Origin of the sequence: Agarivorans aestuarii, from assembly GCF_019670125.1 — a bacterium.
Classification (GTDB): Bacteria; Pseudomonadota; Gammaproteobacteria; order Enterobacterales; family Celerinatantimonadaceae; genus Agarivorans; species Agarivorans aestuarii.
Genome location: NZ_AP023033.1, coordinates 2,708,042 through 2,733,267, shown reverse-complemented (window position 1 = coordinate 2,733,267; position 25,226 = coordinate 2,708,042). Strand labels below are relative to the sequence as shown.

21 protein-coding genes are annotated in these 25,226 nt (G+C 44.3%); 14 read left to right on the top strand and 7 right to left on the bottom strand.

Going from position 1 to position 25,226, the window contains the following annotated elements; genetic code table 11:
• The first annotated feature begins 30 nt into the window (after positions 1-30).
• The 10 genes from fabB (at position 31) to purF (ending at position 11,979) form a co-directional block, all read left to right on the top strand.
• The gene (fabB, locus tag K5609_RS12665; RefSeq protein WP_221073964.1) at positions 31-1,248 is read left to right on the top strand and encodes a beta-ketoacyl-ACP synthase I; all 1,218 of its coding nucleotides are present in this window, start codon (positions 31-33) and stop codon (positions 1,246-1,248) included.
• 112 nt (positions 1,249-1,360) lie between these two features.
• Positions 1,361-2,485 (top strand): 4-phosphoerythronate dehydrogenase, encoded by a 1,125-nt coding sequence (locus tag K5609_RS12660; protein WP_221073963.1) that lies wholly within the window; start codon positions 1,361-1,363, stop codon positions 2,483-2,485.
• Positions 2,485-3,510 carry an Asd/ArgC dimerization domain-containing protein gene (locus K5609_RS12655; protein ID WP_221073962.1) on the top strand — a complete coding sequence of 342 codons (1,026 nt, stop codon included), beginning with the start codon at positions 2,485-2,487 and terminating at the stop codon, positions 3,508-3,510. Before K5609_RS12660 ends, K5609_RS12655 begins: the two co-directional genes overlap by 1 nt.
• Before the next feature lie 184 nt (positions 3,511-3,694).
• A complete protein-coding gene (locus K5609_RS12650) occupies positions 3,695-6,028 on the top strand; it encodes a FimV/HubP family polar landmark protein (RefSeq protein ID WP_221073961.1) in 2,334 nt (777 codons plus the stop codon).
• Between the two features lie 140 nt (positions 6,029-6,168).
• Positions 6,169-6,957: a tRNA pseudouridine(38-40) synthase TruA gene (truA, locus tag K5609_RS12645; protein WP_221073960.1), complete on the top strand. Its 789-nt coding sequence runs from the start codon at positions 6,169-6,171 to the stop codon at positions 6,955-6,957.
• A 134-nt stretch (positions 6,958-7,091) separates the two neighbouring features.
• Positions 7,092-8,024: an acetyl-CoA carboxylase, carboxyltransferase subunit beta gene (gene accD / locus K5609_RS12640; RefSeq protein WP_221073959.1), complete on the top strand. Its 933-nt coding sequence runs from the start codon at positions 7,092-7,094 to the stop codon at positions 8,022-8,024.
• A 1-nt stretch (position 8,025) separates the two neighbouring features.
• Positions 8,026-9,297 carry a bifunctional tetrahydrofolate synthase/dihydrofolate synthase gene (gene folC / locus K5609_RS12635; protein WP_221073958.1) on the top strand — a complete coding sequence of 424 codons (1,272 nt, stop codon included), beginning with the start codon at positions 8,026-8,028 and terminating at the stop codon, positions 9,295-9,297.
• A 2-nt stretch (positions 9,298-9,299) separates the two neighbouring features.
• Positions 9,300-9,872, top strand: a complete 573-nt coding sequence (locus K5609_RS12630) for an SPOR domain-containing protein (protein ID WP_221073957.1) — start codon at positions 9,300-9,302, stop codon at positions 9,870-9,872.
• A 77-nt stretch (positions 9,873-9,949) separates the two neighbouring features.
• Entirely contained in the window at positions 9,950-10,441 is a 492-nt protein-coding gene (locus K5609_RS12625; protein ID WP_016403410.1) for a CvpA family protein, read from the top strand.
• A 14-nt stretch (positions 10,442-10,455) separates the two neighbouring features.
• Positions 10,456-11,979 carry an amidophosphoribosyltransferase gene (purF, locus tag K5609_RS12620; protein ID WP_221073956.1) on the top strand — a complete coding sequence of 508 codons (1,524 nt, stop codon included), beginning with the start codon at positions 10,456-10,458 and terminating at the stop codon, positions 11,977-11,979.
• Between the two features lie 70 nt (positions 11,980-12,049).
• On the opposite strand, the gene K5609_RS12615 is transcribed toward purF, so the two are convergent.
• The 5 genes from K5609_RS12615 to K5609_RS12595 all read right to left on the bottom strand — a co-directional run bounded on the left by K5609_RS12615 (position 12,050) and on the right by K5609_RS12595 (position 17,138).
• Complete coding sequence (locus K5609_RS12615; RefSeq protein ID WP_221073955.1) at positions 12,050-13,006, bottom strand: alpha-L-glutamate ligase-like protein; 957 nt, start codon at positions 13,004-13,006, stop codon at positions 12,050-12,052.
• Positions 13,006-14,529, bottom strand: a complete 1,524-nt coding sequence (locus K5609_RS12610) for an inactive transglutaminase family protein (protein WP_221073954.1) — start codon at positions 14,527-14,529, stop codon at positions 13,006-13,008. Before K5609_RS12610 ends, K5609_RS12615 begins: the two co-directional genes overlap by 1 nt.
• Before the next feature lie 5 nt (positions 14,530-14,534).
• Positions 14,535-15,248 (bottom strand): ATP-dependent zinc protease family protein, encoded by a 714-nt coding sequence (locus K5609_RS12605; RefSeq protein ID WP_221073953.1) that lies wholly within the window; start codon positions 15,246-15,248, stop codon positions 14,535-14,537.
• Between the two features lie 72 nt (positions 15,249-15,320).
• The gene (gene cmoB, locus K5609_RS12600; RefSeq protein WP_221073952.1) at positions 15,321-16,295 is read right to left on the bottom strand and encodes a tRNA 5-methoxyuridine(34)/uridine 5-oxyacetic acid(34) synthase CmoB; all 975 of its coding nucleotides are present in this window, start codon (positions 16,293-16,295) and stop codon (positions 15,321-15,323) included.
• Positions 16,296-16,415: 120 nt separating this feature from the next.
• Positions 16,416-17,138: a hypothetical protein gene (locus tag K5609_RS12595; RefSeq protein WP_221073951.1), complete on the bottom strand. Its 723-nt coding sequence runs from the start codon at positions 17,136-17,138 to the stop codon at positions 16,416-16,418.
• A 108-nt stretch (positions 17,139-17,246) separates the two neighbouring features.
• Between K5609_RS12595 and K5609_RS12590 the strand changes: the two genes are divergently transcribed.
• The gene (locus K5609_RS12590; RefSeq protein WP_221073950.1) at positions 17,247-19,112 is read left to right on the top strand and encodes a methyl-accepting chemotaxis protein; all 1,866 of its coding nucleotides are present in this window, start codon (positions 17,247-17,249) and stop codon (positions 19,110-19,112) included.
• 43 nt (positions 19,113-19,155) lie between these two features.
• Here K5609_RS12590 and chrA read toward each other — a convergent pair whose 3' ends face one another.
• Positions 19,156-20,319, bottom strand: coding sequence for a chromate efflux transporter (gene chrA, locus K5609_RS12585; protein ID WP_221073949.1), 1,164 nt, complete (start codon positions 20,317-20,319; stop codon positions 19,156-19,158).
• 149 nt (positions 20,320-20,468) lie between these two features.
• Between chrA and K5609_RS12580 the strand changes: the two genes are divergently transcribed.
• The gene (locus K5609_RS12580) at positions 20,469-21,908 is read left to right on the top strand and encodes a hypothetical protein (RefSeq protein WP_221073948.1); all 1,440 of its coding nucleotides are present in this window, start codon (positions 20,469-20,471) and stop codon (positions 21,906-21,908) included.
• A gap of 58 nt (positions 21,909-21,966) precedes the next feature.
• Positions 21,967-22,386, top strand: coding sequence for an HIT family protein (locus tag K5609_RS12575; protein WP_221073947.1), 420 nt, complete (start codon positions 21,967-21,969; stop codon positions 22,384-22,386).
• Positions 22,387-22,445: 59 nt separating this feature from the next.
• Here the strand turns inward: K5609_RS12575 and cmoA are convergent, their stop codons facing one another.
• Positions 22,446-23,174 (bottom strand): carboxy-S-adenosyl-L-methionine synthase CmoA, encoded by a 729-nt coding sequence (gene cmoA / locus K5609_RS12570; protein WP_221073946.1) that lies wholly within the window; start codon positions 23,172-23,174, stop codon positions 22,446-22,448.
• 247 nt (positions 23,175-23,421) lie between these two features.
• On the opposite strand from cmoA, the gene aspS reads away from it, so the two are divergent.
• Entirely contained in the window at positions 23,422-25,182 is a 1,761-nt protein-coding gene (aspS, locus tag K5609_RS12565; protein ID WP_221073945.1) for an aspartate--tRNA ligase, read from the top strand.
• The last annotated feature ends 44 nt before the right edge of the window (positions 25,183-25,226 follow it).

The following is a 25,226-nucleotide window of genomic DNA, read 5'->3' as shown; positions in this document are numbered from 1 at the left end:
AGCAGCAAATACAACCCGTGAGACCATCTGATGAAAAGAGCAGTTATCACCGGGCTAGGCATTATATCTAGTATCGGTAACAATAAAGAAGAAGTATTAGCATCCTTACAAGCAGGTAAATCGGGAATTACCCATTCACCTGAGTTTGCCGAGCAAAACTTACGTAGCCAAGTATGGGGTGATTTAAAAATTAACCCAGCTGAGCATGTTGACCGTAAAACCATGCGTTTCATGGGCGATGCTGCAGCATTCTCTTACTTGTCTATGCAACAAGCTATTGAAGATGCCAAGCTAGCTGACGAACTTGTTTCGAACGAGCGTACAGGCTTAGTTGTTGGCTCTGGTGGAGCGTCTTCTAAAAACCAAGTAGAAGCAGCTGATATTTTACGTGCTAAAGGTGTGCGACGTGTTGGTCCTTACATGGTGCCAAGAACCATGTCTAGCACTACCTCGGCTTGTTTAGCAACGCCGTTTAAAATTAAAGGTGTTAACTATTCAATTAGTAGTGCTTGTGCGACCAGTGCTCACTGTATTGGCCACGCTCTAGAGCTTATTCAATTAGGCAAACAAGACGTGGTTTTTGCCGGTGGTGGTGAAGAACTTCACTGGACACTAGCCATGGAATTCGATGCCATGGGCGCATTGTCTACCAAATATAACGACAACCCAGAGCTTGCCTCACGTACTTACGATGCAGACCGCGATGGTTTTGTTATCTCTGGCGGCGGCGGCATGGTTGTTGTTGAAGAATTAGAGCACGCACTTGCGCGTGGCGCTAAAATCTACGGTGAAGTAGTGGGTTACGGTGCAACGTCTGACGGTTACGACATGGTTGCGCCATCAGGTGAAGGGGCCGTACGTTGTATGCGCCAAGCTATGCAAGGGCTTGATGGCGATATTGATTACGTAAATACTCACGGTACTTCTACGCCGGTAGGCGATGTGAAAGAACTGGGTGCTATTCAAGAAGTGTTTGGTGGTAACAGCCCATTAATTAGTGCAACTAAAGCAATGACTGGCCACGCATTAGGCGCGGCGGGTGTTCATGAAGCTATTTATTCTTTGTTGATGATGGAAAATGACTTTGTTGCACCAAGCATTAATATCAATACCTTGGATGAAAAAGCCGAAGGCTTGAACATTGTGGCTAACCAAGCCAAGAGCGCGAAGCTAAACCGCGTAATGTCTAACAGCTTTGGTTTTGGTGGCACCAACGCTACGCTTGTAATCGAACGTTTCCAAGACTAAATCAATTTTGTTTGAAAAAAGCTGCCTTTAGGCAGCTTTTTTTTTATGGAATTTATAACGCGTGGTAAGATTGCCCACCTCAAAATCTAAGTAGCCTTCAATAGCATATGCAATGAAAATAGTTGTCGATGAAAATATCCCTTTTGCCCAACAAATTTTAAGCCAACACGGTGAAGTAGTCGCTGTAGATGGCCGAACTATGCAGCCGCAGCAGCTGGTTGATGCAGATGCTTTGTTGGTGCGTTCAGTGACCAAGGTTAATCGGCAGTTACTTTCGCAAGCTAACAAGTTAAAGTTTGTGGGAACCGCTACCATTGGCACTGAACATGTAGATCAAACCTTGTTAAATGACCAAGGGATTGCCTTTGCTAGCGCACCAGGTTGTAACTCCATTGCGGTAGGAGAGTATGTAGCCACTGCCTTGTTAGCTGCCGCTGAGTATCGCCAGCAACCACTGGCTGGGAAAAGTATTGCTATAGTTGGTGCTGGAAACACTGGCTCACAAGTAGCAATCCGGGCAGCTGCTCTAGGCATGCAAGTAATGCTTTACGATCCGCCTCTTGCCGAGAAAGGGGGGCTCGCCACTTCGGTAAGCTTTGAGCAGGTCATCGCTTCCGATGTTATTAGCTTACATGTGCCATCAACTAAAACTGGCAAATACCCCAGTTATCATCTGTTTAATCAGCAGGTGCTTAGCAAACTTAAGCCAGATCAAATTTTAATTAATGCCTGCCGTGGAGAGGTTATAGACAACCAAGCTTTGCTAGAAATTGCCGAGCAAGGGCAATCACCGCTATTGGTATTAGACGTATGGGAAGGTGAACCCATTATACTTGAGCCCCTGGTGAAGTATGCGTTCATTGCTACTCCGCATATTGCTGGTTATAGCCTAGAGGGGAAAATGCGTGGCACTAGTATGGTCTACCAAGCCATGTGCCAGGCTTTACAGATTGAAGCTAACGATCTAAGTGAAAAGTTATTACCTGAACCTGAGTTTTCACAGATTGCCCTCAAAGGGGAGTTAACAGAGTCTCAGCTAAGTAAACTCACTCAACTGGTGTACAACATCTTTGCTGACGATCGCCGCTTTCGCCAGCATGGAGCAAGCCCCACAGGGTTTGATAAACTCCGCAAATTTTATCCGCAACGTAGAGAGTTTTCTGCGCTGCAGGTGGTTAATCAACATAAGCAAGCAAACCTGGGTGCGCTTGGCTTTAACATTCAAGAGAACAAATAATGCAACAGTTTCATAATGTCGCAATCATCGGTGCCGAAAGTGAGCAAAGCCAGCAGTTGCTAAGCTTACTAGAGCAACGAGAGTTTCCTGCTGCGCAGATTTTACCGTTAAACATCGAAGCAGCAGAAGAGCTTGACGAAGAAGAGCAAGAAAGTCGCTTAAAGTGGCAAGGTCAAAGTCTTGATTTTGCCGAGGCTGAGCTACTTAATTGGTCGGAAGTGAGTGTGGCTTGGCTATTATCTAGTGAAGAAACTGCCATAGATATAGCTGAGCAAGCCCGTCAACTCGGTTGCGTGATTATCGACATGGTGAGTGCCAATAAAGAGGCGTACTCATGGGTGCATGCTGCGGTTAATCCTGAGCAAGTTGCTGAAGGCTTGTCTGAGCGTTGGCTAAATTGTCCAAGTAGTTTAGCCGGTCAACTTGCCTTGCTATTACACATCATCCAACAAGATGTTGAGTTAGAACGAGTAGAAGTCAATGCCATGCTGAGCGCGGCTAATAAAGGCAAGCCAGGTGTAGATGAACTAGCAGGGCAAACAGCGCGTTTGCTAAACGGTTTACCGGTTGAGCCAAAATTGTTTGCTCAACAACTCGCGTTTAACTTATTGCCAGAGCTGGGGGAGGAAGCTTTATTGGGTGCTAGCCAGTTTGAGGCGGAGTTAAGTGAGCAGTGTCGAGCTATGTTGCAGTCACCAGACCTTAACATCAATGTAAGCGCACAGCATGTTCCGGTTTTTTACGGTGATACTTTGTCACTGCATTTGTACGGAACCTATTCTTTGGATTTGCTAAGCATCAAAGAATGGTTATCTAACCACCAAACCTTTGAATTAGTTGAAGATGATCTGGTTACGCCAGTGAGTAATATTGCTAACAGTGAATCGATAGTACTAAGCCGTTTACGTCAAAATCCAAATACAGAAAATGGTGTTAACTTAAGTTTAATGGCTAATAATCCACAATCGGGTGTGGTGGCTAACGCCGCTTTAATCGCAGAAACTTTAATAAAACAATATATTTAAGCGAATTATGTTTAGATAATTGTCAATGCGCCGATAACTCTAGTTGAGGAAAAGCGTAGTAAAATGCGATCTAGGCGTAAACTGTTAGTTGTTTAGCTAGATCGCTTATTGTTAGCTGGTTATATTAAAGCAATAACAAAGGATTGAAGCGATTCAGTCTCCAGGAAGAAAACAAGGAAAAACTATGGGGCGGAAGATTTCCCTCGTTGCATTGTCGGCTGTTTTATCATTTTCAACTCTCAGTACAGCCATCGCACAAGAAACGGGTACCTTTTATGTTGAGTTAGTGGGGCCAGACGAAGTTGTTGGTGAACCTGAACAGCAAACATATGGGCCGGTGCGCAGCAACGATACTTTATGGGCTATTGCTAGTTTAAATCGTCCTTCCCGTTCAATCAGCGTGTATCAAATGATGTTCGCGATATTGAATAAAAACCCGCAAGCTTTTAATAATGGCAATATTAACTCCATTATTAACGGTAGCTATCTTACACTTCCCACCACTGACGAAGCACAAGCGGTAAGTCATCAAGCGGCGGTGAGCGCTTTAGCGCCGAAGAAAACCACTAAAGTGCTTGTTAATAAACCGGCGGCACAAACAACCACTACCACAACAGCTACGCCAGTTGCCACGCCTAAAGCAGTTACTCCCGCTCGCCCAATGGCAGATGCTGGCGCCTTAGAGAAAACGCAAAAAGACTTAGACTCCCTACGTGATCGCCTAGAAACTCGTATCGACGAGCTAGAGCAGTTAAAACGCCAAGAGTTTGATGTACTAAAGCAGCAAATGGATGAATCTAGCCAGCAAATGGTGGGTTTGGCCGAAGTAAACCATCGCATGAAAATGCGCATTCAAGAGCTAAGTGACGAACTCGCCAGTATTCGTGAAGAGTTAAACGAAAACCGTCGCAATCAAACTCAAATTTTACAGCTACTAGAAAAACCAAAAATTGAAGCCAGTGAGATGGACAAAGAAAGCGGTTCAGGCTTCTTTTCTTCGCCACTAAATATTGGCTTGGTGATTTTTATTCCAATTCTGCTTATTGCATTAGTGATTACCTTGCTATTTAGACGTAAGGCTAAAAAGGAGCTAGAAGAGCAAGATAAGGAAATGGCTGAATCAACCATCAATATGATGGACGATGAAAACGATGAATTTTCACAGCTATTTAGCGATAACTTAGAGCCTGAAGATGAGCAAACCGAAGACTTAAATAGCCAGTTTGAAGAAGATGAGCCAGACCTAAGTGTTGATGAAACTATCCCTGAGCCTGAATCGCTTGAAGATGATGTAGATGATTTAGAGCCTGAGATTGAAGAAGCGAGCTTTGAAGACTTTGCCTCTGCACAAGAAGACGCTGACCCAATTAGCGAAATTTCCTTAGACGACAGTGAAATGGCGGCGTTAGATGCCTTTGAATCTGACGATCTTGTTCCATCGCTAGATGATGCGCTTGAGGAAGGTAGCCCAGCGGAAGAAGACCCTGATGCGGTAATCAGTGCAGATGACCTAGCCGCTGCCTTGGCCATGGACGATGAGGAAGACTTGTTTGAAGTGAGCGAAGAAGGCCCAGTTGATAGCGATGAGCTTTCGTTTGAAGATGCGCTTAAGCAGCAGCAAGAAATGGAAGCTGAGCTATCTGAGGTTAGCGAGCAAGAAAAGGTCGATTTAGACAACATTGATTTATCAGCAGAACTAGACGAAGACGAGTTGACTGCGCTTGAAGACCCAACTGCTAGCTTAGAAGATGAATTTGCCAGTTTAGAAGATGAGTCAGAAACGCTTGAAGATGCCGCCGCTGACTTAGAAGCTTTAAGTACTGCTGAAGAAACAAGTGACACCATCGAGCCTGAAACTTCTGATAGTAATGAGCCAGAAGCCTTTGACTTAGATGATGATTTTGTTGACTTAACCGAACTCGAACTTGAAGACCCTTCGATTGAGGCTGCAGAGGAAGCAGTCGCTGAAAATGTTACCAGTATCGGTAATTTTGAAAGCAAGCTTGAAGATATAGCGCTCGATTCCTTAGCCGAGGAAGAGACGCCCGAACTAAACACAGATGTGGTTAGTGAAGATACAGGTGAGAAAGTAGATGAAGTCTCTGATGACGACATTGATAACATGTTTGCCAGTTTCGGCTCAGATGCCTTTAATGAAGATGCTGAACCAACTGATCAAGAGGAGCTTCCCTCACGTAGCGATATTGAAGAACGAGAGTTTGTTGATATTGATATGCTACTAAATGACGCTGATGAAGAATCTACCGAAGAAGCGGATCCATATGACAGCCCTAGCTTAGACGTGGAGCTCGATTCGTTCCCAGATGTATTGCCACAAGAGCAACCAGCAGTAGATGTTGACGATAATGCTGAAATGGCTTCAAAGCTTGACTTGGCAAGAGCCTACTTGGAAATTGATGACCAAGATGGGGCTAAAAAAATCCTTCAAGAAGTGCTGATTAGCGAAGATAAGGGCTTGAAGAAAGAAGCCGAAGAGTTACTTTCTCGCTTTAGCTAAAACTAAGCCATTTTAAAAAGGCAGTGATAATATCACTGCCTTTTTTGTATCAGTTATTCCATGTTATTGGCTTATAAAGCGGTGACTTTATGCTGTCATTTTTTTATCATAGCCGCCAAAGATACAATCAGTGGTTATTTATGCGCATCGCTTTAGGCATCGAATACGATGGTGCCGGTTATTTTGGTTGGCAGCGCCAACGAGACGTCCAATCAATTCAGCAAGAGTTAGAGTCTAGCCTGTCTATAGTGGCGAATAGTCCGATAGAAGTGCAATGTGCAGGAAGAACTGACGCAGGCGTTCATGCGACCGGACAAGTGGTGCATTTTGACTCGCCGGTTGAGCGGAAAATGGCAGCGTGGACTTTAGGCGTAAATGCCAACATGCCGAAAAATGTTGCAGTGCGTTGGGCCAAGCCCGTTAGTGACGAGTTTCATGCTCGCTTTAGCGCTACTGCGCGTCGTTATCGCTATGTGATTTATAACAGTCGATTTCGTCCAGCCATTCTTGCCCAAGGTTTGAGCTTCTATCATCAGCCGCTTGATATTGAGTTAATGGAGCAAGCTGGACAAGCGCTACTTGGCGAGCAAGACTTCACCTCATTTCGAGCATTACAGTGCCAAAGCCGTAGTCCATTTCGCCGTGTCGAGCATCTAAAAGTGAGTCGTTACAACGACTATGTAGTGGTGGACATTAAAGCGAACGCTTTTGTTCATCATATGGTGCGCAATATTGTTGGCAGCTTATTAAAAGTTGGGCAGCAAGAGCGCCCTGTAGAGTGGATTGCTGAATTGTTAGCGCTTAAAGATCGTGCTCAAGCAGCAGCCACTGCCAAAGCGGCAGGGTTGTATTTAGTTCAAGTTGATTATCCTAGTGAGTTTGGCTTACCCATTTCACCTATTGGACCGCTATTTTTGCCAGCAAGTTAAAAAAAACTGTACGATAATGAAGGGTTAGACCAGTTTTATGTAAAATATTTTGGCCAATTGTGGTTTAATTGCCGCCATTCAATGCATTCTGTTATCACGGCGATTTTATCGCCTATTGAGAAGTAAGGTTCCCGATGAGTTGGTTAGAGAAAATTCTTCCGAAAAGTAAAAGTGCTTCTGGTAAGCGACGCAATATTCCAGAAGGTGTGTGGACGAAGTGTGCTTCCTGTGAGCAAACTTTATACCGTGCAGAGGTAGAACGTAACCACAATGTTTGCCCTAAATGTGACCACCATATGCGTATTGGCGCGCGTGACCGCTTAGAAGCCTTCTTAGACCAAGATGGTCGTGAAGAGTTGGCTGGAGATTTAGAGCCTCGCGATAAACTTCGATTTAAAGATAGTAAAAAGTATAAAGATCGTATTGCCAGCGCTCAGCGCAATACTGGTGAAAAAGACGCACTAGTAGTGATGAAAGGTGAGCTGAAGGGTTTACCTGTAGTGGCTTGTGCCTTTGAATTTGCCTATATGGGCGGTTCTATGGGCTCGGTAGTGGGCGCTCGTTTTGTTGCTGCAGTTGATAAGTGCTTAGCTGAAAACCGCGCCTTGATTTGCTTTTCAGCTAGTGGCGGTGCACGTATGCAAGAAGCCTTATTTTCCCTGATGCAGATGGCGAAAACCTCGGCAGCGTTGGCTAAAATGCGTGAAAAAGGTTTACCTTATTTCTCAGTGCTTACGGATCCGACCATGGGCGGTGTATCTGCCAGCTTTGCAATGTTAGGTGATATTAATATTGCCGAGCCAAAAGCGTTAATTGGCTTTGCTGGTCCTCGCGTTATCGAACAAACCGTTCGTGAAAAACTACCAGAAGGATTCCAACGCAGTGAGTTTTTGCTAGAAAAAGGTGCTATCGATATTATTATTGACCGCCGCAACATGCGTGATCGCATTGCTGGAATGACCTCAAAAATGATGGGCATTGTAAGCACCGACACAGAAGTATTGCTTGAACCTATCGATGCTGATGAAGAACTAGGACCGACTATTTCTGCTAACGAAAAAGAATAATATGTCGTCTAAGAAAGAAGCTCAAAGCCGGTCTCTTGCAGACTGGCTTTGTTATTTAGAAGCCCAGCATCATAGCGCGATTGATTTAGGTTTAGCGCGGGTTGCCAAAGTGGCGGATCAAGCAAAGCTCCGTCATTTAGATGCCACAGTGATTACGGTGGCGGGAACCAACGGCAAAGGGTCTACTTGCGCGCTACTAGAGCAGATTTTAGTTGCTCAAGGTTATCAAGTCGGTGTTTATAGCTCACCACATATTCTTGACTATCGAGAGCGAGTCAGAATAAACGGTCAATTGCCTGAAGCCGATGCATTTTGCCAGTCATTTTCTGCTATTGAAGAGCTTCGCCAAGAAACCAGCTTAAGTTATTTTGAATTTGGTACCCTTGCCGCCGTTTGGATGTTTACCCAGCAGCCTTTAGATTATGTCATCTTAGAAGTGGGCTTAGGTGGACGTTTAGATGCAACCAATATTGTCGAGCCTAATGTTAGCGTGGTTACAACCGTTGCAGTTGATCATGTAGATTGGTTGGGTGACGACATTCAACAAATTGGTCGCGAGAAGGCCGGCATATTTCGTGAAAATGGTAAAGTGGTCGTTGGGGACAGCAACATAGTTTCCAGCGTCTTGCAGTGTTCGGCTCAACTTAACTGTCGTCAGCTAGCCGCCGGGAAAGAATATCAGCTAGAACAAGAGGCCGATAGCTGGGCTTATCTTGGTCTTAAGTTGACTTACCAAGGTCTGCCTTACCCTCGCTTACCTTTAGCGAATGCCGGAACTGCAATTGCAACCTTAGAGCAACTTGGGCTTGAAATACCTAGTGCTGATTTGTCGAAAGCAATCAAAGAGTGGCAGCTTGCTGGTCGCTTGCAGGTTATCTCTGAAAAACCTTTGGTAGTGGTGGATGTGGCGCATAACCCACAGTCTGCTAGTTACTTAGCTTCACAATTACCCGCTCTGGCTAATGGGCGTAAAATTATTGCGCTGTGCGCCATGCTGGGTGATAAAGATATGCGGCAATCAGTGCAACCCTTAGTGGGCATGGTAGAGCAGTGGCATATTAGTGGTTTGGATAGTCCTCGTGGTGACGACGGTAGTGCATTGGCGAGTTGCTTTTCTTCTCAATCAAACTTAACTCGCTACCCGCAATTGTCTCAGGCTTATTCAGCTGCCCTCAAACTATTAGACGATAACGCCATGTTAATTGTGTTTGGTTCTTTTTTTACCGTGGCCGAGATATTAGAATTGTCTCCTCCAGCAACTGTAGAGAGTTAACATTGACCGCACAGTTTAAAAATCGCTTAGTGGGAACCATTTTTTTAGTCGCGCTTGGGGTAATTATCATTCCCGACGTTCTTGATGGTAAAAAAACGCGTGTTGAAGAAGAGTTTAATGCGATCCCTTTTGCGCCTAAAGTCGACTCACTTCCGCCTTTGCTTATCGACTTGCCTAATGATCAAGAGTTGGTCGCTACTGAGTTAGCAGACGATGCGAGCAGCACCGAGCCTGCAGGCAGCTCGGACCAGCCAACTACCACTGCAAAAGGTAGTGACACAAAGCCAGCCGCCGAAGCAGTGGATACACCGGAGCTTGAATTTGCCAAGCCTGCTTACATTGTTCAGCTAGGTACTTTTAAAAATTCTCAAAACGTCACTCGTTTAGTCGCAAAGCTAAGAGAAGCTGGCTTTCAAGCTCACTCATACCCAGAGCCCGCTGTAGAAGGGGAGTTAAATAGGGTATTTGTAGGGCCAAATGTATCGAAAAAAACTCTAGAACAGCAACAAAGTAAATTGAAGGAACTCACTGGCTTAAGCGGTAAAATCCGCGAGTTTGATCCTTTGTTTAAGTAAGTATGAAAAAATACAAGTACGCATTTTATTTTTGTTTCTGGTAGAATTCGCAGCGTTTTTCAACAAGTAGAAAATTTATGGCTTGGGTAGACTACGTCATCATCGGCGTAATAGTATTGTCGGCATTAATTAGCTTGGTTCGCGGCTTCGTTAAAGAGGCCCTGTCGCTGGTCTCTTGGGTAGCGGCTTTTTTCATCGCGTCACAGTTTTATCACGATCTATCCAGTTATTTCACTCTCATTGAAAATCCCTATTATCGCAGTGGCGTAGCCATCGTTCTGCTGTTTATAGCCACCCTTGTGCTTGGTGCGCTGGTTAATTACTTATTTAGTCACTTGGTCAACTCAACGGGTTTAACCGGTACCGATAGGGTATTGGGGATCTGTTTTGGGGCTATCCGGGGGGCATTAGTGGTAAGCGCTTTGCTGTTTGTATTGTCGTTTACTGGTTTTCCAGAATCCTCATGGTGGAAAGGGTCGCTATTGATTCCCGAGTTCACTGTGATTGTTCAATGGTTTTTTGAGTTTTTAAAAGATTCTTCTAGTTTTTTACATAACTACCAATCTTAATAAGGAAAAGCTTCATGTGTGGTATTGTCGGCATTGTCGGTGCTAGTTCCGTTAACCAAGCGATTTATGATGCGCTAACAGTTTTACAGCATCGTGGTCAGGATGCTGCGGGTATCGTTACTATTACCGAAGGCATGTTTAAACAACGCAAAGCCAACGGATTGGTAAGAGATGTGTTTGAAGTTAAACACATGCAGCGTTTACGCGGGAATTTAGGTATAGGCCACGTGCGTTATCCAACTGCTGGTAGCTCTAGTGCAGCAGAAGCTCAGCCTTTTTATGTTAATTCTCCCTTTGGTTTAGCCTTAGCGCACAATGGTAACTTAACCAATGCCAAAGAGTTGCGTGAAGAAATGGCCAAGCGAGCTCGCCGCCACATCAACACTACCTCTGACTCAGAAGTATTGCTCAATGTGCTGGCCCACGAGCTAGATAGCATTGTGGAAGATGAGTTATGCGAAAAACAGGTGTTCACTGCGATTAGCAGGGTGCATAAGAAAATTCGTGGCGCTTACGCCGTAGCAGCCTTAATCATTGGCCAAGGCATGGTAGCATTCCGTGACCCTAATGGTATTCGTCCTTTGGTTCTGGGTCAGAAAACCAGTGATGAAAACCCAGAGAAAATGGAATACATGGTAGCCTCTGAAAGTGTGGCCCTTGATGCTGTTGGCTTTGAGTTTGTGCGCAGCGTGGCTCCGGGTGAAGCTGTTTATGTAACTGAAGATGGCCAGCTTTTCACTCAGCAATGCGCTGAAAATGCGACTCACAACCCCTGCATTTTTGAGTATGTATACTTTGCTCGCCCTGATTCAATCATCGACAAAATTTCGGTATATGGCGCTCGAGTCAACATGGGTACCAAGCTAGGCGAGAAAATTGCTCGCGAATGGGATGATCTAGATATTGATGTGGTGATCCCAATTCCAGAGACTTCTTGCGATACAGCTTTGCAAATTGCCATGCACCTTGATTTACCTTACCGTCAAGGCTTCGTTAAAAACCGCTACATTGGCCGTACCTTTATCATGCCTGGGCAAATCCAGCGCCGTAAATCAGTTCGCCGTAAACTAAATGCGATTGACGTAGAATTTAAGGGTAAAAATGTACTGTTAGTTGATGACTCGATTGTTCGTGGTACTACTTCAGAGCAAATTATTGAGATGGCTCGTGAAGCAGGCGCAAACAAAGTTTACTTTGCTTCAGCGTCTCCTGAGATCCGTTTCCCTAATGTTTATGGTATCGATATGCCTTCGGCTAACGAACTAGTTGCTCATGGTAGAGAAGTTGACGAGATTTGCCAGTTGATTGGTGCAGATGGACTAATCTTCCAAGACTTAGAAGACTTAATTGTGGCTTGTCGTGAAAGTAATCCGGAGATCCAAACCTTTGAGACTTCAGTATTCAACGGTAAATATGTGACTAACGATATTGACCAAGATTACTTGAACTATTTGGACCAACTGCGTAACAATGACGCAAAAGCGGTTCAAGCTCACGAAGAAGTGGCAAGCCTAGAGTTACATAACGAAGGTAGCTAAGAACTTCTATTGCTTCAGAATTAAAAAAGCACCCATTAATGGGTGCTTTTTTGTTTTAGCGTGTGTAAATTTACCTAGAGAACTCCGTTTTACTAAACTCAACTCGCTCAAGCGGGGTTCGTTCAATGCCTTCGGCAACCATTTTCTCAACTAGTTTAAGGCGGGGTAGGATGCCTTCACCATTAGCTATTTGGATAGCCAAACCCGGCCGGGCGTTAAGCTCTAACAGCATTGGGCCATTGGATTTATCTAAAACCATGTCGGTACCCAGGTAACCCATTCCCGACATTTCGTAACAGCTAGAGGCGAGTTCAAGTAGGCGCTGCCAATGAGGAACGATCAGCTCTTTAAGCGGTCGGTCTGTATCGGGGTGTTTTTCTATAGGTCTATCAAACTGAACTGCATGTAATGCTCGTCCGCTACCAATATCAATACCAACACCTACTGCGCCTTGGTGTAAATTAGCCTTACCGTCTGAAGCCGCGGTAGAGAGGCGCATCATTGCCATAACTGGGTAGCCTTGAAAAACAATGACTCGTACATCTGGCACACCTTCAAAGCTAAAGCCATCAAAACAAGAATCAAACTCGATTAAGGCCTCAATCACTGCCACATCGGGGCTGCCACCTAGTGAAAATAAGCCCGCTAAGATATTAGAGCAGTGACGCTTAACATCTTCTTCGTGAGTGGGAGCGCCGCTGGGTTTAAAAAATACCCCTGACTCTTGTTTGGTAATAACCAAAATGCCTTTGCCGCCAGAGCCTTTGGCTGGCTTTATCACAAAGCCAGGGTGTTTATGCAGTAGAGGAATAATTGATTGAATATCGTGCTGAGTGCGCACCACACCAATTAGAGCAGGAATAGTAACGTCATCGCGCTGAGCAATAATCTTGGTTTTTAGTTTATTGTCGACCAGAGGATAAAGCTTACGCGGGTTATACCGGCTAATATAACCGGTATTGCGCTGGTTCATCCCCATGATGCCCTTTCGGGCAAGTTTGAAAGGACTAGTGAATTGATTAAGCATCAGTCCTCCCTATTCGCTAATGGCTGAAAGCGGCGAAGCTCGAGTAATCGGTACCCTGTGTAGTTACCTAGGATAAGGATGATTCCTAATACAATGAACTGAACACCCATAAAGTTAAATGTTAAGTGACGAACATAATCGTTGTTCATTGCTAAGAAGGCGAGAACGGCCACTAGCAAGCTACCACCACCTTGCATAACCACTTCTTTAGGGCCTTCTTCTTCCCATAGTACTGACATCCGTTCGATGGTCCACGATAGAATAATCATTGGGAAGAACGTGATTTTTAAGCCTTCGGTTAAGCCAACTTTGAAGCTCATAACACTGAAGATAGAAATAATTCCGATTACTGTAATAATCACCGCCGATATTCGCGAGACCAGCAGCAAGTTTAGGTGCGACAAGTAACCACGAATAACCAAACCAGTTCCCACTACAATAATGAAGCCAATCAAGCCTGTCATCAATGAGGTCTGCATAAATGCCATGGCAATAAGCACTGGCATAAAGGTACCTGAGGTTTTTAGTCCTACTAGCACACGCAGCAATACAACAATCAATACGCCAATAGGGATAAGTAGAATGCCTTTAAAGAGCGCCTGTTCTTCTAAGGGTAAGCTATCAATTGAGAAATTAAGAAAATCTGCTTCGCTAATTTTAGGGGCGACGGCCGACTGAGCGCTTTGTTCAACCAGTAACATTGAGAAGGTGACTTGAGAATCTTTACCACCAACCACTTCAAGCAAGCTGTTGCCGTTGTATTCCCATAATAGGGTATTGTCAGGTCGACCTTGGATACCATTTGATAAATCAAATATCTGCCAGTCGTTCTCATCTTTAAATACTTGAATATATTCGGTAATACCTTGACGACGGCGACCGTCTTCTAGCTGTAAACCACGAACAATACGCGCTGGAACATCGGCGTTGTTTAGTAGGTCTACTATTAAGCGGTTTTTCGGTTTGTAATCTAAGATCAAACCCGTATTTTGGCTTTTGCTGGCAGCGTCATCCGTTAAGGCTTTGATCAACTCACGAGTAAAGCTATAGGCATCAGCAGAAACTTCTTCAGCCTGTTTGGCTAAGTGGTTAGCAGCGGTGAAGTAAGGTTCTGGGTATTCAGTAAATGGTGTATCAGGCATCTGAGGCTGATAAATATCTGCCGCTTTAGGATCAACCAAGAAGTCTACTTTATAATACATCTCTTGATGGCCGTCAGCTGTTCGCTTAGTCCAGATGGCGCGAGGGTTATCTTGGTCGTTAACAAAAGATAAGCCATAAGCTAATGATGCTGTTGATTCATGGATACGGGTATAGCCGCGTTGAGTTAGTGGCAGCGCAAGCACTGCTTCAACGCTTTCGCCTTTGGCGTCAAATTCTACCTTGGCTTCAATTGACCAAATCTGACGTTTTTCGCCAGGAAACCACGGTACTTCAAATTGAACATGACGATACATTGTCATGCTTATTCCTATCAGCATGCACAAGGTGACAATGAAATAAAATATATTGCGAGAACTCATGGGCATTAATCCTTAAATGTCGGTTTCGCTTGGGTAAACTTCTGGCTTATATCTACCACACTTATATCTTTTAGGAAGCTACGACCTAGTAGCACTGGGTAGCTAAGGTGGTTACGGTCGGTTAAAGTAAATTGGGTCTTTTCTGAGATCGGACCTAACTTAACCAACATAGAAACAACTGGGCGTTTATCTACTTTGTTGGTTGATGATTGAGTTACCTCGGCGGTGCGTATTACTGGGCGTTCTACAATAATATCGCTATCCAGGGTTTTATGGCGCATATTAAAACGCACCCAGTTTTTTCCATCGCGCTCAAATTTTACAATGTCAGTTGCGTTTAGCGAAGAGGTTGCCGCGCCAGTATCAATACGCGCTTGAAAGGCCTTTTTTTGCCCCTCTAAGCTTACCCATTCAGATTCACCTAACACGGTTTTGTTACCAAGCTTGTAGCTTGTTTGCTTGCTGCAGCTTTGCGGGGTTGATTTGGAAGTCGCAGCTGGCACTGGGGCTATCGCCACCACTTTCTCTTCTAGTTGATCAAAACGTTGCTGTTGAGCTGCTAATTGCTCAGAAATTGACTCACACAGGCTTAAAACGGAGGTTTGCTGAGCCGAAAGAGCGGATAATTGCTCGAGAGTTTGATCGTTAGGTTGAGAGGCTTGTTGGCTCGCACAAGCGGTAAGTGCAAGAGACAATGAAATTATTGAGAGCTTTTTCATAGTTCAAATCCATTAGGCAAAAGTAAAAACTGCGGTTTAAGTAATTGTTTTAGCATAGCGTATGAAAACTGTTTAGTCTGGATTAATTGCAATTAAAACAGCACGTTTGGGAGCCGGTAGCCCTTCTACAGTTTTCGAATTATCACTTGGGTCTAAGTAGTCTTCGAGTGACTCGTGAGTCATCCATGAGGTACTTCTTTGTTCCTTGGTTGAAGTAACATCAATATCGACAATTCGTACATCAACAAAGCCGACTTTTTCTAACCATAATTTTAAGGCTGCGGTACTTGGCAAAAACCAAACATTGGGCATTTTTCCGTACCGGCCAGCAGGCACGAGCACTTGGTTTTCATCGCCATCTACAACCAAGGTTTCAAGTACTAATTCTCCGCCTTTATGTAGTTGTTCTTTTAACTGAATAAGGTGGTCCATGGGTGAGCGGCGATGATAAAGCACTCCCATCGAAAACACCGTATCAAAGGCGCGCAATTTAGGTAGCTCTTGAATACCTAAAGGCAACAAGTGAACGCGTTGGTCATTGTTGGCAAAATTGCGGATGGCTTCAAATTGCATGAGGAATAGGGTGGAAGGGTCGATGCCTACTACAAACTCTGCATCATCTCCTAGCATTCGCCACATGTGATAACCGCTGCCACAACCTACGTCTAATACATAGCGATGTTTAAGTGGAGAGATATGATTACGAATGCGCTCCCACTTCCAATCGGAACGCCATTCTGTGTCGATATTAATCCCATAAACATCAAATGGGCCTTTACGCCAAGGGTGTAAGTGGCGCAGTAAGCTTTCAATTTTTTTTCGCTCGCCTTCAGGCATTTCTTCGGCTTTACCAATACTGACTTTATCTTTAAGTTCTATGTGAGCAGTTGTTTGTTGGGGGAATTTATTAAGTACCCGCTGCCAGCGTGGGAAGTCGCCATGAGCATGTTCTTTTTGCCAATCACCTAATTGAGCGGGCAGTGTATAAAGCCAATGCTTAAGGCGATTTTTGGCAATTATTTGGTAAAAGTCAGAGAAGTCTATCATTGGTTACAAGAGCTTGATATTACGAAGGTATATGCGGCTAATTGTAGCAAGCTTTAGCGCTTTTTGGTGATAAAGCGCTAAAGATACTTGGCAAAAATGGACATTTGTTCACTAATTGTTCTAATTCACCTTGTCGATTTTTATCCAATTTATACTATGCCCGTTTTCATCACTCCAGTTGCCGCTATCACAGCTATCTATTGCTTTGCTTGCGATGATGAGTTGATCTTTAAAGTGAAGACGCATGCCCAGCTGGTGAAATGCATTGATAGCGGAGTTATTTAGCGGCTCGTGTGTTCTAACAAATAAAACTAAAGGGCTGCGTTGAGCGATGAAATCATCACGTAAAGCGCTAAGTAGCTGTTGGTTATCATTGCTACTGATGCTTGCTAGCGCGAGCGTTTTCCCTTGGTAACGGGCAAGCGCTAAATAAGGGGCCGGTTTTAGCTGGCTTTGGTTAGAATTATAAGCGCTAAACCATTCAAAACTTTGCTCTTGCCAAGCGTAAGATATAGGGAAGTGAGCACTTTTACTTGAATTGAAGTTTATCTTTTTGTTGTTAGGTGAATAAGTTCTATAGTTTTGTTGCTGTGCGTCGATATTTAAAGAGGGAAGAGTAGCCACCAAGATACTATCATTAATTGTAGAGCGCGCTTCAGCTGAAAGCGTCTCAAGCTGAGTCATCACAGATGACTGAGTAGCGCTGATGGTGACAGCAGACTGAGAACAATCATTGATGAGCAGTGAGTCATAATCCAGTTGCTCCACTTGCACAGTGGCCTGAACTTGAACGCTAAAGCTAAGTAACGCAACTGAGGCTAAAACTCTTTCTATAAAAATCATAATTAAATACATAGGGTTAGTGTGAACACAATGATGCTAGCACAAAATCTAAGTAACAAGACAAATGGTCAACAATAAATACAGCAGGAAGCTGGCAAGGGGTAATTGATGGGTAATTTATCGATTAAACAACGTTTAATCTTAACAATCTTAATCCTGTTAGCGGTGTTAAGTGGTGTGCAAGCTTGGTTCCAAGCAAGAACCTTATCTCAAGAAACACGTTTAGATATTGCGGGAGATGCAAAGCAGTTAGCTCAAGCAGCTACCGACCAAGTAAGCCTGTGGTTCGACTCTAAACTTGCAATTGCAAGAGGGATATCGTCGGATCCAAATTCATCAAGCTTTGTATCTGATTTAGTGCAAGCCAAGCAAAGTGGCGATTTCATTTATTTTTACTTTGGCAGCAGCCAAGGCGAAATGACCATGCACGACCCGAACGAAACCCTGCCAGATGGTTACGACCCAAGAACTCGGCCTTGGTACAAAGGTGCGCAGGCTAATGGTTCGTTTGTCTCAGACCCTTATGTTGATGCAACCTCTGGTCAAATGGTCATATCGGTGGCGCAAAGAGTCAGTGGCGGCGTTTACGCTGGTGATTTGGGTTTAGATGTGGTGACTCAACGCGTGTTAAACCTAGCCAGCGAACAGGTTTATCCGGTGATTGTTGACCAGCAAGGTTTAGTGGTGATTCATGGTGATAACAACTTGGTGCTTAAGAAAGCCACGGAGTTGTCTCCTGAGCTTAGTGCGAGTTTTATTGAGCAAGTTGCCCGCACAGCCGAATTGAGTGAGTTACAAGTTAGCGGCAAAGATAGCTTTGTAAGTATAAGCCCAATTGAAGGTACCGAATGGTACTTGATGTTTGTTTATGACAAGAAATTGGCCTTGGCACCGGTTCAGGCCATGATGCAAAGTTCGGTGATTTTTGCGGTCATTCTTTTTGTCATCATTGCTGTGGTAATGCTTAAAGTGATTTCTGCGATGCTGAAGCCAATTGAAGTTTTAGGCGAGGCGATTAGTGAGCTCTCATCGGGTGACGGCGATTTAACCAAGCGAATTAACATGCAGCGTAATGATGAGATCGGCGCGCTAGCAGACGGCGTTGACCGTTTTATCGATCAATTACATGAGCTGATGAAAGACATTGCCCAGGACGCTGACCGATTGCAGCAAGCGGCAGCGCTTACCAATAATTCAACCAGTGAATCTAACTTGCAGATTGAACGCCAGCAAGCTGAAGTGACCCAAGTAGCAACCGCTGTTAATGAGATGGCCGCTACTGCCAATGAAGTGGCTAACAATGCTGAACAAACGGCCGAAGCTGCGCGTGAATCTGCTGATTCTTGTGAGCAAGGTAAAGTATTAATTGGACGAAACCAACAGCAAGTGAATAGCTTGGCTGGTCAGCTAGATGGTGCGGCAGAAACCGTGCAAGAGCTAGAGAGAAATACCCAGGAAATTAGCGATATTTTATCGACTATTCAGGGTATTGCTGAACAAACCAACTTATTGGCGTTAAATGCTGCTATTGAGGCTGCACGAGCCGGCGAGCAAGGGCGCGGATTTGCCGTTGTTGCAGACGAAGTACGTAACTTGTCGCAACGTACACAGAGTTCAACTGAAGAAATTAAAGCGATGTTAGAGCGTTTGCAGGGCAATACCCATAGCACCGTTCAAACCATGGATGAAAGTCAGCAGTTAGTAAGAATAAGCGTCGAAGAAGCGACCAAAGCTGCTGAAATGCTGGGAAATATTACTAATTCAATTACTCATATTAGTGATATGGCCACGCAGATTTCTAGTGCCGCAGAGGAACAAAGAGCAGTCACCGAAGAGGTGGGACGTAATACTCAAGGCATTCAAGATGCGTCTTTAGAGCTCGCTGAACAAGCTGCGGGTAGCTCGCAACGGGCGACAGAACTGGATGAAATTGCCGATAAGTTACATAAAGAGGTGGGGGCGTTTAAAATATAAACGCTTTGATATTAAAAGGCCTGCCAAAGCAGGCCTTTGGGTTTTAACTCAAAAACAATAATCCCACGCTACTAAGGCTAATTAACATTACATACAGTGGCAACTTAAATACACGCAACAAGCAAAAGCCTAATATGGCAATTACTACCTCTACATTAGAGTGGATGGCACTAGTGAAAATAGGTTGATATAGAGCCGCAACAAGTAAACCAACCACAGCCGCGTTTACCATTTGCATTGCGGCAGAGAATTTCGCCTTGTTCGCTAGAGCTTGCCAAGCATCAACAAAGGCCAAAACCAATAGAAAACCGGGTAGAAAAATCGCTATTGTCGCAACTAAGGCATTAACAATAGGGCTTTGTTCCCCGACTATTGCCCCAAGGTAGCTTGCAATAGTGAACATTGGGCCAGGCACCGCTTGGGCAGCAGCATAAGCGGTTAAAAACTGCTCTTGGTTTACTTCGTTAACTAATGTTTGTTGCAGCAATGGTAGAACAACATGCCCACCACCAAATACCCAACTACCTGCTTGATAGAATTGGCTAAAACTTGCTGCTAGCTGCGGTAGGTCGAAAAAGGCCAGCAAAAGCAAAGCAGCAAATACCAGTAGGTAAGTCAGCTTGATGGCGCCTGATTGTTGGTTTGGCTTGGTTTCTATGGGTTTAAGTGCGAGTAGTTTTTTGTGCAAGGAAAAACCTGCAATTGCCGCAATAGCCAAACACAATAATTGAGTACTCAAATTTGGCAGTAATAACAATGCAGCGGCGGTGATAAAACAAGCACAACTTAAATATAAGTTACTGCAAAACTGACCGTACATTTGGCGAACAGCATCCACTACAACAACCAAAGCCGCAATTTTTAAACCTGCGATTAGCCCTAACACTAAGGGATTATTATTGCTAAAGCTTGCCGCTAGGGCCAAGGCTGTCATGAGGGCTGCTGAGGGCAGGGTAAAGCCAATAAAAGCCGCTATTGCACCTAGCTTTCCGGCTCTGCGCAAACCTATAGCAAAACCCACTTGCGAAGAACCTGGCCCGGGTAAGAACTGACTTAAAGCCACCAAGTTTGCATATTCTTGCTGACTCATCCAGTTTCGGTTATCAACAAACTCTTGTTTAAAAAAGCCAATATGCGCAGCTGGGCCACCAAAACTGACTAAACCTAAGCGAAGAAAGGCGGTAAATACTTCTATTATTGCTGTCATAATTCTTAATGTTATAAGCAAAAATGAGATTTTATGAAGCTTTTGTTACAGGAATATTTCCTTTAGCAAATTGTTTAGCATGTACTTAGTCGCTGCAGTGAAATAAGCTTAACCGGCGTTTAGCGAAATAAAGGAATAGGTCGTTTTTCATGAGTGCTTATAACCGTGCTATTAAGCATTGGCTGTTAATCATCACCTTATTGTTGATGCAAGCTTGTAGTGTTAAGCCCGAGCTTTATTCTTGCGAAGGCGCGTTAACTGACTTAGACCTCATACTAGAAAGTGAGGTTGGAACGCTCAATGCCAAACGTATTGCTAAGCATCCTGGCTTGCGCTACGACCGTTTTATCTACAGCTATATTGGAGAGCTAAATAGCGGCTCAAATGTTAGCCAGCAAGATCTTATCGCCTACATGAGCGATGCAGCTGAAACTGGCTTACTGCTGGAGTGGCAGAACCTAAACAGCCAACAAATGGGTGAATGGAAACAGCGTTATCCAGAGTATTCAACAGATACTTCTATTGAAAGTTGTGTGGCTAAAGCTAAGCAGCAATATCTGGCTCAAACAGAGCAAAGCGCAGAGTTACTAAGTAGCTTGTTGCCAGATGATGATTACTCAGATACCGCAAAGTTTTTTGGCATTTACCCACTTAGCTCAAAAGTATTTGCCAGTGCAGTTAAAAAAGAACAGCAGAGCTTAACAGAACACTGGCAGCAGGCTTCGTTTAAAGCGCACTCTGGGTTTAACCAAGATCAGGCGATACTTTATACCCCTAAATCGTTTAAGCATCACTTGGCAACACCTTTAAGCCTTAATCGCTTGGGGCAGTTAAGTAACGAGCTGCAAGGCCGGCACTTGCTAGATAAGTTTGCCCCTCAGTGGCTAATAGAAAATGCACATCAAGACAACCTACCAGGTAAGCCGATTTGGTTGGGAGAACAGCTACAAGTAGTTACCGATACAGCCATTAGCTTTTCACTGATTAGCTATGGCAGATACAAGCAGCAAACCACCATTCAGCTCAACTATATATTGTGGTTTAAACAGCGCCCTGAACTTAGCGCGGTTGATTGGGTAGCAGGGCAGCATGATGCAGTTATTTTTCGTATTCACTTAACACCTCAGTTAGACATACTGGCTTACGATAGTATTCATCTTTGTGGCTGCTGGTATACCCTCATGCTGCCAAATGGCCAACCCTATCAAGCTTTGCAAGATAGTGCCCAAGAGCCAGTATTGATGCATAGGGTGGATGCTCAAACTAAAATGCGTATTAGCATTAGTGCCGATACGCATCAAATTGTGGGATTAGCTCCGGCCGAAGAAAATACTGAGCTAAAAACCATTGAGTACCAGTCTTTAGCTTGGCAACAATTAAATTTATTGGCTAAAGCTGATCTGACACAAAGCGTATTTGATAGACAGGGCTATGTTCATGGCTCGCAGCGCTTGGAGCGTTGGTTTTTTTGGCCAATGGGAGTAAAGCAACCGGGCAGTTTGCGTCGCTTTGGTGACCATGCAATAAGCTTTGTTGGCGAACGGTATTTTGACCAAGCTTACTTGTTAGAAGATTTAGGTGTGCAATAATGCCTTACACTTCCTTTAGTACCTTGCTAACTATATAAAATATTTAGGAATAAAGACTATGAGTTACGATAACAACAATATCTTCGCCAAAATCTTACGTGGTGAAATGAGCTGCTTAAAAGTTTATGAAGATGAACACACCTTGGCGTTTATGGATATTATGCCGCAAGCAGATGGCCACACCTTAGTTATTCCTAAAGAAGCTGCCGAGACCTTACTCGACCTGTCTGATGACGCCGCTGCTGCCACCATTAAAACGGTGAAAAAAGTGGCTAAAGCGGTTAAGCAGGCCATGGATGCCGAAGGCGTGAGTTTAGTGCAATTTAATGGCGCAGCTGCTGGGCAAACGGTTCCTCATATTCATTTCCATATTATTCCTGGCTCTTTAGCCGAAGCGCGTAGCCATGCTAGAAATATGGTGGACAATGAAAGCCTGCAACCTTTTGCAGATAAAATTTCAGCCTTATTAGCGAGTTAACGACATGATAGCTAGAGCCTGCTTTTATTTAAGAGCAGGCTCGGCTAACTGGCTCAGAGTTACTTAATGGCCACCAATGAGCCAAAATTAAAACACTGAAACCAAAGTTCACTGGCCGAAAAACTTGCGTCGGCAAAACGTTGTTTATGTTGCTCTATGGTATCTGGTACCAATACATTGTCTAAAGAGCTGCGTTTTTGGCTGATTTCTAATTCGCTGTAGCCATTGGCTCGTTTGAAATCTAGATGAAGTTCGCTAATTAAGCCTTGAATACTTGCTTGGCTAAAGTGAAATTTTTCACTCACAATCAATATTCCGCCAGCCTTCATGCCTTTGTGGATTTTTTTCAGCAAAGTTAAACGTTGCTCTTGGGCAACAAACTGCAGAGTGAAGTTAAGTACTACTACAGACGCCTCACTTATTTCAATATCGCAAATATCCTCGCAGATAACGGCAACTGGCACAGAGCCACGAAAAGCATCTAAATGCTTTTGACAGCGCTCTACCATGGCAGGGGAGTTATCTACGGCAACAATCTCTACGTTTTCTTGTTTTACCGCACGGCGCATGGCCAGCGTTGCAGCACCTAGAGAACAGCCTAAGTCATACAGTTTGCTGTTGGGCTGGTGAAACTGTTCGGTTAAATGGCCAATAGTAGAAATGATGTTGCTGTAACCAGGCACTGAACGTTGAATCATGTCGGGGAATACTTCCGCAACTTGATCATCAAATTTAAATTCGCCCAGCTGTGTAATGGGTTGAGAGAAAAGTTTATCTTTGCCTTGCATGGCGGAGTCTCGTAGAAAACGTGTGTGAATTAAGCGCTAATAATCGTAAAGCGAGCTATTGTAACCAGCAAATTCCTGCTTGTCTTTGGCAAATTTAAGTCCTTCGCTAGATTTATTGCTCTATCACTATTCTTATTTGTAGTCGCTTTCCTTTATACTATCGCCCTTTCACTGAACAAAGCTAACAAGAGCTTTGCTCAAGATGATTATTCGCTGAAATTTTAAAACGTAAAACGGGAAAGGCCAAATGCGCACTGTTTACTGTGGACAAGTAACCAAAGAGCTAGTTGATCAAGAAATAAATTTAGTGGGTTGGGTAAATCGACGCCGTGATTTGGGCGGTGTTATCTTCATCGATTTACGTGACCGTGAAGGCATTGTGCAAGTGGTGTTTGATCCGGATCGTGAAGACGTATTTAGCACAGCAAATAGCTTGCGTAATGAGTTTTGTGTTCGACTAAAAGGTCGTGTGCGTGCTCGTCCAGATAGCCAGATAAATAGCGATATGCGTACTGGTGAAGTTGAATTGTTAGGTTTAGAGCTTGAGATTTTAAACCGTTCAGCACCATTGCCGTTAGATAGCAATCAAGACAACTCGGAAGAGCAGCGCTTAAAATACCGCTACTTAGATTTACGTCGTCCTGAAATGAGCGAGCGTATGGTGTTCCGCGCCAAAGTAACCGGCTTTGTTCGTCGTTTTATGGAAGACAATGGCTTCTTAGATATTGAGACGCCAATTCTTACCAAAGCTACGCCAGAAGGCGCGCGTGATTACTTGGTACCAAGCCGCACTCACAAAGGCCAGTTTTTTGCCTTGCCTCAATCACCGCAAATCTTTAAGCAATTGCTAATGATGTCGGGCATGGACCGTTACTACCAAATCGTAAAATGTTTCCGTGATGAAGATTTACGTGCTGATCGCCAACCGGAATTTACGCAGATTGATATTGAAACTTCATTCATGAGCTCAGACGAAGTAATGGCTGTTACTGAGCAAATGGTTCGTGAGCTATTTGTTTCGATGTTAGACGTAGATCTTGGCGAGTTCCCGCAAATGACTTACGCAGAAGCAATGCGTTTGTACGGTTCAGACAAGCCCGATTTACGAAACCCTATGCAGTTGGTAGACGTTGCTGACTTGCTTAAAGATGTTGAGTTTAAAGTATTCTCAGGCCCTGCAAATGACGAAAAAGGCCGTGTAGCGGTATTACGTGTACCGGGTGGCGCAACACTTTCTCGTAAGCAAATTGATGATTACGGCAAATATGTTGGGATTTATGGGGCTAAAGGCCTTGCCTGGATGAAGGTTAACGACTTGTCCGCTGGCCTTGAAGGTCTACAATCGCCAATTCTTAAGTTCTTAAACGAAGAGGTGGCAAATGCTGTTGTTGAACGTGCCGGTGCGCAAGATGGTGACTTAATTCTATTTGGCGCAGATAAAGCTAACGTTGTATGTGAAGCAATGGGCGCACTTCGTTTGAAAGTGGGTGAAGACTTAGGTCTAGTATCTGATGAGTGGAAGCCGCTTTGGGTTGTAGATTTCCCAATGTTTGAAGAGGTGGATGGTCAATTCCACGCTATTCACCACCCATTCACTGCACCAGTAGCTGGTGTATCGGCCGAGCAACTGGCCGCGTCTCCGGCAGGTGTATTATCTAATGCCTATGATATGGTGCTAAATGGCTGTGAGCTTGGTGGAGGTAGTGTGCGTATTCACAAACAAGATATGCAAGCGGCAGCCTTTAAAGTACTAGGCATTAGTGATGAAGAAGCACAAGAGAAGTTTGGCTTCTTGTTAGAAGCGCTGCAATATGGTGCTCCACCACACGCAGGTTTGGCTTTTGGCTTGGACCGCTTAGTGATGCTAATGACTGGCGCAAGTTCAATTCGCGATGTGATGGCATTCCCTAAAACTGCCACAGCAGCTTGCCCGCTAACCAGTGCGCCAAGTGCAGCTAACCCAGTAGCACTAGAAGAGTTAGCATTAAATGTAAAACTGCCTAAGTAGCTTTTACGTATATAAAAACAGGCGAGCATTTGGCTCGCCTTTTT